The following is a 13210-nucleotide window of genomic DNA, read 5'->3' as shown; positions in this document are numbered from 1 at the left end:
CGACACTTTCCCGATCAAAGCTCCGCCATCGCGAGCTTTGGAGATGTGATGTCGGGCATTCTTATCGCCACCCTGTTGGCAACGGTTTCAGCAAAGATTCCCGCCGGATTTTCCAGCGGTGATCTGCTTTATTCTGATTGCGGCGGCTCCCGGCAGTTTGTCGTCGGATATGTGGCGGGTTGGTTGGACAAGTGGAACCGGGACGAGTATTTGGCCCGCCGTATTTTCACCGAAGTCGTTCCTGCGCCGAAAGCAATGGTGAACTCGGCGTATTTTGCCAACTCCGTTGGAGTAAACGTCTGTGTGCCGGTTGGAACGACTGCGGAAGCAATCGGCAATACGTTGTGTACATTCCTGGAAGAGAATCCCGGCATTCGCGAGGCCACCGGCGACGAGCTGATGACGACGTTGATCGCCTATAAATACCGCTGCCCCGTGCCGTAGGAACGTCAAACTCCCCCCGGCTTGTTGGTTTCGATGAAACGGCTGAGCGAGGTGGCGGCGTTCAGCATGTGGGCGCGCATGCGCCGGGATGCCATCTCGCCGTCGCCTTCGGCGATCGCCTGCATGATTGCCTCGTGTTCGTCCCGGGATCGGCGGAGCCGTTCGCCCTGGCGCAGCTGCGTGCGCCGGAAGGCGTTCAGGCGGTTGCGCACGGCGATCGCCTGTTCGGCAAGGAAGCTATTGTGGGTGGCGTGATAGATGGCTTCATGGAATTGGCGGTTGAAGCTGTCATAGGCATCGAAATCGCCGGTCTCGACGATCGGCTCTGAGAGGTCGTGCAGTTCGATCAGATGGCTGCGTTCCAGCGGTGTCATGCGGTAGGTGGCGAGCCTGACGCAAATGGCCTCGATCTCGGCCACCGTCTCGAACATTTCCATGATGCGCTCCGGTGTCATACGGGCAACGACGCCGCCGCGCCGGGCGCGAAGCTCGACGAGGCCGCCCGCCGCCAGCTGACGCAGCGCTTCGCGAACCGGCGTGCGGGAGGCGCCGAAGCGATCGGCAAGCTGCTGTTCGTCCAACGCTGCGCCCGCCGCCAGCGTGCCGGTGGCGATCTCGTCCGTCAGGGCGTTGCGAATGCGGTCGGAGAGCAACCCGCGATCATCGCCGTTATCCTCGGTTTCGAAACCACTCGCCATTTCCGTTATCTCCGATCTGTTTCAGCATCGACGGCTCGATCGATTGTGTATGCAAATGCGATTGACGTGCCGCTAGGCGTATACACTGATAGCATCACGAAGCTGTTACGTATTCAATAATTGACTTTATATCGGATGGGAATACATAAATCTCCAGCAAGCAGGCTTTTGCATACACGAAGCCGCTTCAAATACCGAATTTGAATACGACGGGAACCGCAACGCGACGAAGGCCAGCGCCTCGCGCCGGGCAAAGCGAACCGTTCCGACATGGCATTACAGACCAACCGATTTCGACTTGGCTTCGGTTCTTCGGTCCCGAACCAGCATGCTTTCGATCCTTCAATTCCTGGACGCATAAGGAACCAGATCATGATGATGAACAGACGGACTTTCTCGGCTGCCCTTGTTGCCGGCGCCGCCGCTTCTCTGCTTGCTACCCGCGGTATGGCCGCGACATCCGCTCTCGTTAAGGCGCGCAACGTCGTGCTGGCGCACGGTCTGTTTGCCGACGGCTCGTGCTGGACCGAGGTGATCGCGCGCCTGCAGGCGGCTGGGCTCAATGCCACGGCGGTGCAGAACCCGCTGACGACGCTGCCCGAGGCCGTTGCTGCCGTGAAGCGGGTGCTCGACCGGCAGGATGGCCCGACGGTTCTCGTCGGGCATTCGTTTTCCGGCATGATCGTCACGGAGGCCGGCGTGCACCCGGATGTTTCGGCGCTCGTCTATGTCGCGGCGCGGGCGCCGGATGCGGGCGAGGATTATACTGCCCTCGCCAAAACCTTCCCAACGCCGCCGGCTTCTGCCGGCATCGTCTTCGATGGCGACGAGGGTCGGCTGAGCGAGGAAGCCTTCCTGCACGATTTCGCCGGCGACCTGCCGGAGACGAAGGCGAAAGTTCTTTACGCCGTGCAGCAACCGTTCCAGAAGGCGCTGCTGACCGGCAAGACGACACAGGCCGCCTGGCGTTCGAAGCCGAGTTGGTATGCCGTTTCGACCGAGGACCGGACGATCAATCCCGATCTCGAACGCTTCATGGCCAAACGCATGGGAGCAAAGACCATTGAAATCCAGGCCAGCCATCTGTCGTTGATCTCCCACCCGGACGAGATCACAAAGCTGATCCTCACGGCGGCGGGGCAGAATACGGACTGATGCCGAGGCCGATCCCGGTGCCGATCATGGACAATCATACCAGGCGGCAACATCCCTGCGCGGCGAGGGGCCGCCGCTCCTCTCATATCGGTCGGCGCAGCGGCCTGAACGCTGCTCGAAGCTCGGCGGAGAAGAGCTCGGGCTGCTCCCAGGCGGCGAAGTGGCCGCCCTTGTCGACCTTGTGGAAATAGATAAGGTTGCGATAGGCGCGACGGGCCCATGTCTCCGGGGCCTGATAGCTCTCCCCAGGAAAGACGGTGATGGCGACCGGAAGCGCGATCTTGGAGGTCTTCTCCCCGGCCGCAAGGACGGGACTGCTCCCGCCGCCATATTCCCAGTAGATCCGGGCCGAGGAAGCGGCGCTGTTGGTCAACCAGTAAAGCGTGATGTCGTCGAGCACCTCGTCGGGAGACTTTTCGGGATCGCTGCTGTCGTAGGTCCAGTGCGTGAAGCCTGGATGACCGAGCGTCCATGCCGCAAGGCCGGCCGGGGAATCCGATATGGCGTAGCCGATCGTCTGCGGCCTCGTGCCCATCATCGTGGCATAGGACCTGTTCCCCATCTTGGCTGCGGCGCTGAGGGCATCGAACGCCGCGCGTTCCTCGGCGGAGAGTCGCTGCGGCGCCGGCCCGCCCGCGGCGAGCACCGCGGCTACTTCGGGCGGCACGACAGCCGGCAGGTTGATGTGGATGCCGAGCAGACCTTGTGGCGCGAGCCGTGCCATCGCGCCGGAGACCGGCGAGCCCCAGTCGCCGCCCTGGGCGACGTAGCTGCTGTAAGCGAGGCGCTTCATCAGTTCCGCCCAGGCCCGCGCGATGCGGTCCGGGCCCCAGCCGGTGCCGATCGGCTTGCCGGAGAAGCCGTAGCCCGGCATCGACGGAATGACCACGTCGAACGCATCTTCGGCGCGTCCGCCATGAGCGGTCGGATCGGTGAGCGGGCCGATGATCTTGAGGTTCTCGAATACCGATCCCGGCCAGCCATGGGTGATGATGACGGGCAGGGCATTCGGATGTTTCGAGTGGACGTGAATGAAGTGGATGTCTAGGCCGTCGATCTCGGTGATGAATTGCGGCAGCGCGTTCAGCTTCGCTTCCGCCTTTCGCCAGTCGTAGCCGGTGCCCCAATAATCGACGAGCGGCTTGATCTTTTCGAGCTGTATGCCCTGCGACTGATCGTCGACCGTCTCGCGTTCGGGCCAGCGTGTTGCCAGCACGCGCCGGCGAAGGTCGAGGAGGTCCGCCTCGGGAGTGTCGACGCGAAACGGGCGGATCGCATCTCCCGTGGCAGCCGATGCCGGATAGGACGGAAACAGGCTGGTCGCGCCCGCGGCGGCGATCCCGATCGCCGCGGTGGTCAGGAACCTCCGTCGGTCGCGGTTCAGGGATTCCGAGCCGGCACTTGTGAGCATTTTGAAGAGCATGGTCATGGCATTGTCTCCTTTTAAGCAGACGCCTTGGGCAAGAGTTCGGCCGTCGTCAGAATAGCATGGGCGTAGGTCGGGCCGTTCAGCTTGTGCGCAGCATGCATCATTAGGTGCGAGAAGGCGGCCGTCGCGTCGCTCACCAAGGTCGCGAAATAACCGAGTTCCATAGCGAAGCGGGCGGTGGATTCGATACAGGTATTCCCGCCGGATCATCTGGATGCGAGGCCGGCCGTATTGCGCAGCTGATCGGGATGCGTGCCGCCGCCCATACTTCTCGCCACCATCGCGACGATGGTTTCGAAGAGTTCGTTCTTTGCCTCGACGGCGGTGATGTCGCCCGACGCGGCGGCATAGGAGAGGGCTTCGGCGGCGCCGAGCATGGCCCAGAGGCCGGCTGCGGCGATCGTGCCGGCACCGGTAAAGGGCGAAAGCGCGATACGGCATTTCTCGATGAAGGCCGCTTCGTATTCGCGCTTGATCCTTTCGAGTTCCGGCGAGCCGGCAAGTGCTGCGATCACGCCGGGGATTTCACGGCCCTGAAGAAGCACGCAGTCGACATAGGAGGTGGCGATGACTGTGGCCCGGTCGGCGAGCGACGGCTGGCTTGCCGCAAGGGCTGCGTCCATCACAGCCGTCTGGCGGGCGTCGAATTCGCGGTAGAGCGCTGCGAGCAGGCCGGGGCGGGTTTCGAAATGATCATAGACCACGGGTTTCGTTACGCCCGCCCGCTCGGAAAGCCGGCCGAGGGTCAGCGCTTCCGTTCCTTCGTCACGGACGATCTGCCAAGCGACGTCGAGCAACTGCCGATGCCGATCCTGCCGCGACAGGCGGCGGCGCGGTTGCGGATCGGTCGGCTGACCGGTTATTTCGGCGCTTGACATCACTATATACCAAAAGTAACTTTACTGAAAGTAGCTTACCAAAGGTATACAGCCCGCGACTTCCTTCCGCAATCATTCAACAGGAGTTTTCTGCATGCACGCGCTCATCGTCGTCGCGCATCCCGATCCCCAGTCGCTCACCCACGGCGTCGCCGCCCGTCTTGCCGAAGGTGTCACACTTTCCGATGCCGGCCATTCCGTCGAGTTTGCCGATCTCGCGGCCGAGGGCTTCGATCCCCGGTTCTCCGCGGCCGATATCGCTCTGCATCTGAGGAAAGGGGTGCTGCCCGCCGACGTTGCCGCCGAGCAGGCAAGGATCGACCGCGCCGATGCGCTGGTGCTCGTCTATCCCGTCTACTGGTGGTCGATGCCGGGGCTTATCAAGGGATGGATCGACCGGGTGTTCACCAATGGCTGGGCTTACGACGATCGCCCGGATATCGGGCTGGTGAAGCTGCTTGGCCGCCTGCCGGTGCATCTGGTCGGCCTCGGCGGCGCCGATGCCGGGACCTATATGCGGCACGGCTATTTCGGCGCCATTAAGACGCAGATCGATCACGGGATCTTCGACTATTGCGGCGCCCGCGTCGTGACATCAGAGGTGCTGTTCGAAGCCGGACCGGACCATGCGACCGCTCATCTGGAGGCTGCGCGCGTCATCGGCCGCAGGCTTTTTGATGCCTCCCGGCAACGCAAGGCGGCCGACGCGGCGTAACGATGTAGCGCGAGATCCGACGGCGCGGTTTTGCTGGCTGGCGCGGGCAGAGTCTTGCGCCGCCGGCTTTTTCACGAGACAAGCCTTGGATGAGTATTCCGACGACACATCCCTTCGATTTCGATCCGACCTACGGAATGCAGCTCGAAGAACTTCTCGCGGTCGAGCCGCCCGAGGCGCCTGCCGGCTTCGATGATTTCTGGAAGGCGCGGTATCTCAAGGCGCTGGCGGTCGATCCGCAGCCGGTGCTGCGCCGGAGCAAGATCACCCATGCCGACTGGCACGTGCTCGATCTCGTCTATATCTCGACCAGTTCATTCAGGATCGGCGGTTGGCTCATCCTGCCGCGTAAGGGGGAGGTGCGGCGCGGTCTTGTCGTCGGGCATGGTTATGGCGGGCGGGATCGTCCCGATTTCGATCTGCCGGTCGAGGAAACGGCGGTGCTCTTTCCCTGCTGCCGCGGGCTGTCGCTCAGCGCCCGTCCGCCGATTTCGCAGAATCCCTCCTGGCATGTGCTGCACGATATCGACAAGCCTGGATCCTATGTCATCGGCGGCTGCGTCGAGGATCTGTGGCTTGCCGTCTCGACGCTGGTTGCGCTCTATCCCTGGGTGTCAGGACATATCGGCTATAGCGGCATCAGCTTCGGCGGCGGTCTCGGGGCGATGGCGATCGCTTACGACCCGCGTATCGATCGCGGTCATCTGGCGCTGCCGACCTTCGGGGACCAGCCGCTGCGGCTGACGCTGCCGACCGTCGGCAGCGCGCAGTCGGTGCAAGCGTATCATAAGAAACACCCGGATGTGCTGGAGACGTTACGCTTCTACGATGCGGCGACCGCCGCCAGCCGGATCAAGGTGCCGATGCTGACGGCCGTCGCCCTTTTCGATCCCTCCGTCGCGCCGCCCTGTCAGTTCGCCGTCGCAAATGCGCTACCAAAATTTAATGAAATCTTCATCCTGGATGCCGGGCATTTCGATTACCCTGGAAGTGCTGAGCAAGAGGCGGTTCTCCGCGACAAGATCGGACAGTTTTTCAGGGTGCCATGAACCGCGAATATCTGCGCTGGTATAGTCAGCGGCTGCATCGAGACATGGAGATGCTGGTGTTCGGCCATGCCGGCGCCAAGGTTCTGGTATTTCCGACGCGGGACGGGCGCTTCTTCGAATATGAACAGCTCGGCCTCGTCGCGAGTCTCGCCGACAAGTTGGAAGCCGGCCATCTCCAGCTCTATTGCATCGAGGGCCTGGCGGCAGAAACCTTTTACGGCTTTCACCGTCACCCGGTCGAGCGCATCCGCCGGCATGGCGCCTTCGAGGATTATATCCTGCACGAAGTGTTGCCGCTTATGGCGGCGAAGAATTCGCATGACTGCACCATCGTGCACGGCTGCAGCCTCGGCGCCTTCCAGGCGGCGAGCCTGTTCTTTCGCCATCCGCATCTCTTCCGCAAGCTCGTCGCCTTTTCCGGCCGCTACGACCTGACGATGAAGGTGGAATCCTTCGGCGACCTGTTCGACGGTTATTACGATGACAGCGTCTATTTCCACACGCCGGCGCATTTTCTTCCAGGGCTCGGCAGCGACTGGCGGCTCGACAGGCTGCGTGAGCGCGACATCGTTCTCACCATTGGCGACGCCGACCCTTTCCTCGACAACAACCGCTATCTCAGCCGGCTGCTCGGCGAAAAGCATATCGGCCATCAGCTGCATGTCTGGGATGGACGCGCCCACCGCGCCGGCGCCTGGCGGAAGATGGCAGCGCTTTATATTTGAGGCGGCACCGTTATGGCCAATGCAGCGCCGCCGTCGCTACCGGCGCGTCCCAGAGGGCGATCTCCTCGTCGGTCAGCAGGGCAAGGGTGACCGACAGACCTTGCATGTCGAGCGAGGTGACGTAGGTTCCCACAAGCGAGCGTTCGATCGGAATGCCGCGTTGCTCGATAAAGCGGCGGGCGCCGTTATAGGCAAGGTAGAGTTCGGCCGGCGGCGTGCCGCCGAGGCCGTTGACGAAGAGCAGTGCCCGGGCACCCGGCGCCACCGCGATGTCGCCGGCGATGGTTTCGCAGAGATGGCCGATGATCGCGTCGGAGGCGGCGAAGGGCTGCCTGGCATGGCCGGGTTCTCCATGGATGCCGACGCCCATTTCCATCTCGCCGGGCCCAAGCGAAAATGTGGTGCGCTCGGTCTGCGGCACCGTCACGCCGTTCAGCGCGACACCCATCGAGCGGATGCGTGTGTTCAATCCCTCGCCGAGCTGCTTCAATTCGGCAAGCGACATGCCGCGTTCGGCTGCAGCGCCCAGGAGCTTTTCGACGATCAGCGTTCCGGCAACGCCGCGCCGGCCATTGCCTTCGCCGGACCTTGATGTCTCGATATCGTCGCTGACGACGACCATGTCGATGTTGTGGCGGTCGCCGGCCATCTCGATCGCCATTTCGAAATTCATCAGATCGCCGTCATAGTTCTTGACCACGAGTAGGCAGCCGGCGCCGGTATCGGCCTCTTCGATCGCGGCGATGATCTGGCTCGGTGTCGGCGAGGTGAAGATATGGCCGACGCAGGCGGCATCCAGCATGCCGTGGCCGACGAAGCCAATATGCATCGGTTCATGGCCGGCGCCGCCGCCTGATATAAGCGCCACCTTGCCAGCGGTGGGATGGCGGCGGCGGATGCATCTGCGCTCAGGCCCGAACACCACCAAGGCCTCATGGGCGCGCACGAAGCCTTCGACGCTTTCGGCGACCATGGTTTCCGCAGTGTTCATGAACTTCTTCATCAAGCCCCTCCCAAGGCCAAAAGCATTACGCTACGTCAACCCGCTCACTACTCACTATTCACTGCTCACTCGCCCCTGAAATCGCGACGATCTTCTGCACCAGATCGGAGATCGCCTCTTCCAATAGGCGGTTTTTCCTGTCATCGCCGAAGTCGGGCACCATCAGCGACAGGTGCCGCAATTTCTCGGAATGGCCGAGGTCCGGCAGCTTGCCGGGATGGGCGGCCTGATAGGCTTCGAGAAAGCGCTCCTGTTCGGCGGCGCTAAAATGGCAGACGCGGACGATTGTGGCGAGATGGCGCGCCGGCAGCGGCGTTGCATAGGTCGGGCTGGTGATCTGGGTGACGAAGCTGCGATGTTTTCCAAGCGCCGTCGCCAGGCGCTGGCGCGTGCCGGATGGCCTATTGTCGATAATCTGCGCCAGAATGGACTTGTAGGCGATAATGGCGTCTTCGGTGTCTTCGCGCGCCATTCTACTCTCCGGCTGCCCTTGTGCCATCGGCGTTGAGGCCGATGATCGCCGATCTTATCGCGGGACGCCGGGCCGGCGCCACGGAAAAATGCCGGAGGCCGGCGGCAAGCAGCCCCGGCAGATGGCGCGGGTCGCCGGCCATGTCGCCGCAGATGCTGACCGGCTTGCCGGCGGTCAGCTTCACCGCCTGAGCGAGCAGCCGGAGCACGGCGGGTGCAGCCTTGCCGGCATCGGCGTCGATATCGTCGCGGGCGGAGGCGGTAAGATATTGGGTGAGGTCGTTGGTTCCGAACGAGAAGAACGCTGCCGCCCCGAAGGCGTCGAGCATCAATGCGGCTGATGGTACCTCCACCATCATGCCGATCGGCGGCATTTTGTGGGGCAGGGCACGGCGGCCGAGTTTTTCGGCTTCCTCGCGGAATATGTCGCGCATCCTGTCGATTTCGTCGGGAAAGGTCACCATTGGCAGCATTACGGACAGGCTGCCGAAGACCGCGGCGCGCAGCAGGGCCCGGGCCTGGACGCGGGCGACTTCCGGCCGGGCAAGCAGCAGCCGTATGCCGCGCAGGCCTGAGGCGGAGAGAGCCGGCAGATCTTCCAGGCCGGGGAGCGGCTTGTCGCCGCCGATATCGAGCATGCGGATCGTTACCGGCCTGTCGCCTGCCTGCTCCAGCACGCGGCGATAGATCGCCAACTGCTGTTCCTCATTGGCGGCATCGGCCACTGAGGCTATCGAAAATTCCGAGCGCATCAGGCCGACGCCTGCCGTTGCCGGATCGAGCGCATCGATCTCGGCGGGATCGTTGATGTTGATCGAGAGCAGGATCGGCACGCCGTCCGCCGTGCGCAACTCGCCGCCGGTGGTTTGCGTGTCGCCGGCGGGTTCTTGTGCAGGCGCGAGCGGCGGGATCAGCATGCTGCCCGCCTGCAGGATGACCGCACCGGCGTTGCCATCCACGCTGACAGGATCTCCGTCTGCGGCTGAAAAGCGGCCTGTGCCGATCACCATCGGCACCGATTTCGCCCGGGCGAGCAGGGCGACATGGCCGGCGGTGCTGCCTGCGAACAGCGCGATGCCGCCGCCTTTCGACCAGTCATGGGCGAGAAAGCGGCTCGGCTCCATGTCCTTGCCGACGAAGACCGAGCCAGGCGGGAAATCGGCGATCGGGGTGCCGGCGAGCGCGCCGAGCACGCGGTTCTTGATGTCGAGAATATCGACGGCGCGTGCCCGCATCTGCTCTTCATCGGCCGCTTCGAGTTCGCCGATATAGGCGTCGAGGGTGGCGACCCAGGCAAAGACGACATTCTCGTCGGCTTCCAGGCGTGCGCCGGTCGCTTCCGCGATCGTCGGATCGCGCAGCACCTCGATCTGGAAATCGATGATATCCCGGCTTTCGGCGTCGGCTCCATCGGCAAGGTGCTCGAGTTCGCTGATCGAGATGTCGATCGCCTTCTCCAGCGCGCCGTATCCCCCGACGGCTCGGGACGCAGGGGCGGTGTCCGGCTGCTCGGCAGCGGAAGGAGCCTTCGGCTCCTCCGCGAGAAAGGCCGGGCCGGATGCGATGCCCGGGGATGCGCTCTTTGCTGTCAGCCTAAGCGGTGCGGCCATGTTTCTTTTCCTCATCGAAGTTGCGCTCGATGAGTTCCTTCAGCGCGCGGATCGCCTCCTCGGCGAGAATGCCGTCGGCGCGAATCCTGAGGATCGATCCTTTTCGGATTTTCGCGCCCATGATCTTGATGATGCTCTTGCCGTTCAGCCAGACGTCGCTACCGTTGACGGCGATCTCGATCGAACAGGGGAAGGACTTGGCAAGCCGCGTGAAGGTAACGGAGGGGCGGGCATGCAGCCCGACGCCGTGCTTGACTTCTACCTCCGTCTGGCAATTCACGTGCAATGGATGGGGCTCCTGTTTTTCACTACGCAATCCTGTTGTCATCAGGGGGACAGTTCCTCGGCTGTGGCGACGACCTTGGCCAATGACGCGCCCCCCGACGCCTCGGCGGCGGCGATGACGGCGCCTTCGACCAAGGGCGCGTTGCAGATGGAGACGAGGGTCGCGCGGGGAAGGCCCAGCATCTCGATCGCCATCTCGCTGTTGGTTTCGGCACCGCCGAGATCGACGAAGACGGCGACGCCGGCATCGGACCAGGCGGCTTCGATCGCCTTCAGAATGCCGCCGGCATCGGTGCCGAGCTCGCCATGGGCATTGCCGCCCGACCAGGCGAGCGGCACGCTGTCGCCCACCATCTGTCGCACCATATCGGCGATTCCCCTTGCCACCAGCGGCGAGTGGGAGACGATCACGATACCCACATTTGCGGTCTTTCCATTCATTGCGGACGATGCTCCCCGAGATAGCGGCAGATCGCCGTGGTCAGCAGCGCGCAGCTCGACGCGCCGGGATCGACATGACCGATCGAGCGGTCGCCGAGATAGGCGGCGCGCCCGCGCATCGCCTTCATGTCAGCGGTGCGGTTGGCGGAACGCTCGGCCCTGCGGGCGATTGCGCCGAGCGGCGAGCGGCTGGCGAGTGCCGCATGCACGGGATAGAGCACGTCGAGCAGGGTTTTGTCGCCGGCATGCGCCCGACCGCGTCTTGCGACGGCATCGATCGCCTGTTTCAGCACCTGCGAAAAATCGGCCTTTTCGTCACTTCTGCGAAGCTCGCGGCCGATCTCCATCAGCAGCGTGCCGTAGAGTGGCCCGGCCGCACCGCCGACATTCATCACCAGCGTCAGACCGATCTTTTCCATGGCGTCGGGGAAGGGCAGGCTGGAGAGGTTCTCGCCTTCGGCGCTCACCGCCTCGCAGCCGCGCCGCATGTTGGTTCCGTGATCGCCATCGCCGATGGCGCGATCGAGCGCGCAGAGATGATCGCTGTTTTCCGCGATCGTCGCGCGGCACACCTCAATCAATCCTGCCACAAGCACCGGTTCCGCCTGCACTGCCATCCTCCCTGTCGCCGCGCCTCCCGCGGGCTTTTGAATTTCACGCCGGTCAGGCGAGGCTTGCCGCCACACCGAACGCGCCGGCAACCGCGACGGCGCCGGGATCGGCGACACCGGCCAGATCCCTTTCGCCAACATACGAGGCGCGGCCGGCTCTCGCCTTCATCATCGTCTTCGTCGACTCCGCACCTGCGGCAGCAGCCCTGGCCGCCGCCGCGACATCGCCGGATGCGAGCGCCTGCAGGGCAGGCGACAGCGCATCGACCATCGTCCGGTCGCCGACTTCGGCTCCGCCATAGAACGTCATCCTGTCGAGCCCGGCAATAAGGGCTGCTGATATATCGGCCTTGTCGGCCATCGCCTTTGCTGCTGCGGTGAAGAAGATCGACAGCAGCACGCCGCTCGATCCGCCCATGCTGGTGCCCAGGATATCGCCGAGCGAGGCAAGCGTTGCCGCCGGCCGGTCGAGCGGCAGCGTGTCGAGGCGAGCCAGCACGCTGCGGGCGCCCGTCGCCACCGTCGAGCCGGTATCGCCATCGCCGACGCGGCCATCCAGCCGGTTGAGTTCGCTTTCCTGCGAGATCAGATGTTCGCAGAGTGCCGTGATCAGGCGCCGGTTGTGGGCGTCATCTCCAGCTGCGCCTTTCGCGCCGTTCAAGGCGGCCGATGTTCTCGGTGCGGCGATGACCCTGATCTCGTGGCGTTCGACGGCCGGCATCCAGGCATGCGGCTCGACCGCTGCCGTCAGCGCGGCCTCACGCACGGCGTCCAGCCGGATCAGCGACAGCGAGAAGCCGTTCATGTTGAGCGCGGTCATCATCGGCGCCGGGCCAATGATCAGCCGGACGCGGCGGCCAAGCGGCGAGGACAGCACGGCATTGGCGATGACGGTCATTTCGAGCGGCGGCACGGCGCCGAGATTGTTGATGAGGAGCCCGTGGTTTCCGCCCTCGCGTAGCGTCGGGGTTAGGCGCGCCACCATGGTGGAGACGATATCGGCAACCGGCTGCAAAGCGATGCGCTCGACGCCCGGCTCGCCATGGATGCCGAGGCCGAGTTCGCCTTCGTTCTCGCCGAGACGATCTTCGTGCGACTGGCCGGGCACGCTGCAGGTGGAGAGCGACATGCCGAGCGAGACGATGTCGCCGGCCGCAGCCGCGGCATGGGCTGCGACCGTCTTCAGGTCCTCGCCCCTTTCGGCGTGATAGCCCGATATCTTGTGGACGAACAGCGTGCCGGCGACGCCGCGCGGCTGGTTGATGCCGGGGATGGCGATATCGTCGGCGACGATGACCATCTCGACGTCGAAGCCCTCGGCGCGCGCCTTTTCGGCGGCGAGGCCGAAATTCAGCCGGTCGCCAGTGTAGTTCTTGACGATCAGCAGGGCGCCCTTTTCGCCGGTCACGGCGCGGATCGCCGTCAGCACGGCATCGACGCTCGGCGAGGCGAAAATCTCGCCGGATACGGCAGCCGTCAGCATGCCCCTACCGACGAAGCCGGCATGGGAGGGCTCATGGCCGGCGCCGCCGCCTGAGATGATCGCCACCTTCGACTTGTCCCAGTCCGCACGCAGGATCACCTTGATGTCGGGAAAGCTGTCGAGGCGGGCAAGACGACCCTTGCTGCTCGTCAGAAGCAGACCGTCCAAGGCTTCGGTGACGATGTTTTCCCTGCGGTTGAAGAAGTGTTTCAT

The 13210-nt window shown here is 63.8% G+C and carries 15 protein-coding genes and 1 pseudogene; 5 read left to right on the top strand and 11 right to left on the bottom strand.

The window, feature by feature from the left end; genetic code table 11:
- Nucleotides 1–48: 48 nt before the first annotated feature.
- Entirely contained in the window at nt 49–444 is a 396-nt protein-coding gene (locus RLCC275e_RS12365; RefSeq protein ID WP_003540671.1) for a hypothetical protein, read from the top strand.
- Between the two features lie 5 nt (nt 445–449).
- Here RLCC275e_RS12365 and RLCC275e_RS12360 read toward each other — a convergent pair whose 3' ends face one another.
- Nucleotides 450–1142, bottom strand: a complete 693-nt coding sequence (locus RLCC275e_RS12360; protein WP_033182182.1) for a GntR family transcriptional regulator — start codon at nt 1140–1142, stop codon at nt 450–452.
- A 372-nt stretch (nt 1143–1514) separates the two neighbouring features.
- Between RLCC275e_RS12360 and RLCC275e_RS12355 the strand changes: the two genes are divergently transcribed.
- On the top strand, nt 1515–2297 hold the full coding sequence (locus tag RLCC275e_RS12355; protein WP_033182183.1) for an alpha/beta fold hydrolase: 783 nt from the start codon (nt 1515–1517) through the stop codon (nt 2295–2297).
- A gap of 82 nt (nt 2298–2379) precedes the next feature.
- Here RLCC275e_RS12355 and RLCC275e_RS12350 read toward each other — a convergent pair whose 3' ends face one another.
- The 3 genes and pseudogenes from RLCC275e_RS12350 to RLCC275e_RS12340 form a co-directional block, all read right to left on the bottom strand.
- On the bottom strand, nt 2380–3726 hold the full coding sequence (locus RLCC275e_RS12350; RefSeq protein WP_033182184.1) for an epoxide hydrolase family protein: 1347 nt from the start codon (nt 3724–3726) through the stop codon (nt 2380–2382).
- 14 nt (nt 3727–3740) lie between these two features.
- Nucleotides 3741–3923: pseudogene (locus RLCC275e_RS12345) on the bottom strand (isochorismatase family protein); the annotation flags it as partial.
- Between the two features lie 9 nt (nt 3924–3932).
- Entirely contained in the window at nt 3933–4604 is a 672-nt protein-coding gene (locus RLCC275e_RS12340) for a TetR/AcrR family transcriptional regulator (RefSeq protein ID WP_033182185.1), read from the bottom strand.
- A gap of 94 nt (nt 4605–4698) precedes the next feature.
- Between RLCC275e_RS12340 and RLCC275e_RS12335 the strand changes: the two genes are divergently transcribed.
- The 3 genes from RLCC275e_RS12335 to RLCC275e_RS12325 all read left to right on the top strand — a co-directional run bounded on the left by RLCC275e_RS12335 (nt 4699) and on the right by RLCC275e_RS12325 (nt 7093).
- Nucleotides 4699–5319 (top strand): NAD(P)H-dependent oxidoreductase, encoded by a 621-nt coding sequence (locus RLCC275e_RS12335; RefSeq protein WP_033182186.1) that lies wholly within the window; start codon nt 4699–4701, stop codon nt 5317–5319.
- A gap of 89 nt (nt 5320–5408) precedes the next feature.
- Nucleotides 5409–6368 (top strand): acetylxylan esterase, encoded by a 960-nt coding sequence (locus RLCC275e_RS12330; protein WP_033182187.1) that lies wholly within the window; start codon nt 5409–5411, stop codon nt 6366–6368.
- Nucleotides 6365–7093, top strand: a complete 729-nt coding sequence (locus RLCC275e_RS12325; protein WP_033182188.1) for an esterase family protein — start codon at nt 6365–6367, stop codon at nt 7091–7093. Before RLCC275e_RS12330 ends, RLCC275e_RS12325 begins: the two co-directional genes overlap by 4 nt.
- Before the next feature lie 10 nt (nt 7094–7103).
- On the opposite strand, the gene dhaK is transcribed toward RLCC275e_RS12325, so the two are convergent.
- From dhaK to RLCC275e_RS12290, 7 genes are read right to left on the bottom strand one after another with little or no spacing between them, the layout of a single operon-like run.
- Nucleotides 7104–8096 carry a dihydroxyacetone kinase subunit DhaK gene (dhaK, locus tag RLCC275e_RS12320; RefSeq protein WP_033182189.1) on the bottom strand — a complete coding sequence of 331 codons (993 nt, stop codon included), beginning with the start codon at nt 8094–8096 and terminating at the stop codon, nt 7104–7106.
- 58 nt (nt 8097–8154) lie between these two features.
- Entirely contained in the window at nt 8155–8568 is a 414-nt protein-coding gene (locus tag RLCC275e_RS12315; protein ID WP_011652427.1) for a hypothetical protein, read from the bottom strand.
- A gap of 1 nt (nt 8569) precedes the next feature.
- Complete coding sequence (locus tag RLCC275e_RS12310) at nt 8570–10177, bottom strand: putative PEP-binding protein (RefSeq protein WP_033182190.1); 1608 nt, start codon at nt 10175–10177, stop codon at nt 8570–8572.
- On the bottom strand, nt 10161–10505 hold the full coding sequence (locus RLCC275e_RS12305) for an HPr family phosphocarrier protein (protein ID WP_018074530.1): 345 nt from the start codon (nt 10503–10505) through the stop codon (nt 10161–10163). The genes RLCC275e_RS12310 and RLCC275e_RS12305 overlap by 17 nt, the downstream gene beginning before the upstream one ends.
- Nucleotides 10505–10903, bottom strand: a complete 399-nt coding sequence (gene dhaM, locus RLCC275e_RS12300) for a dihydroxyacetone kinase phosphoryl donor subunit DhaM (RefSeq protein ID WP_033182191.1) — start codon at nt 10901–10903, stop codon at nt 10505–10507. Before dhaM ends, RLCC275e_RS12305 begins: the two co-directional genes overlap by 1 nt.
- The gene (gene dhaL / locus RLCC275e_RS12295) at nt 10900–11520 is read right to left on the bottom strand and encodes a dihydroxyacetone kinase subunit DhaL (RefSeq protein ID WP_033182192.1); all 621 of its coding nucleotides are present in this window, start codon (nt 11518–11520) and stop codon (nt 10900–10902) included. The genes dhaM and dhaL overlap by 4 nt, the downstream gene beginning before the upstream one ends.
- Nucleotides 11521–11566: 46 nt before the next feature.
- Nucleotides 11567–13210, bottom strand: a complete 1644-nt coding sequence (locus tag RLCC275e_RS12290; RefSeq protein WP_033182193.1) for a dihydroxyacetone kinase subunit DhaK — start codon at nt 13208–13210, stop codon at nt 11567–11569.

The sequence above is a fragment of the Rhizobium brockwellii genome, from assembly GCF_000769405.2.
Classification (GTDB): domain Bacteria; phylum Pseudomonadota; class Alphaproteobacteria; order Rhizobiales; family Rhizobiaceae; genus Rhizobium; species Rhizobium brockwellii.
This window is presented reverse-complemented; position numbering and strand designations above follow the sequence as displayed.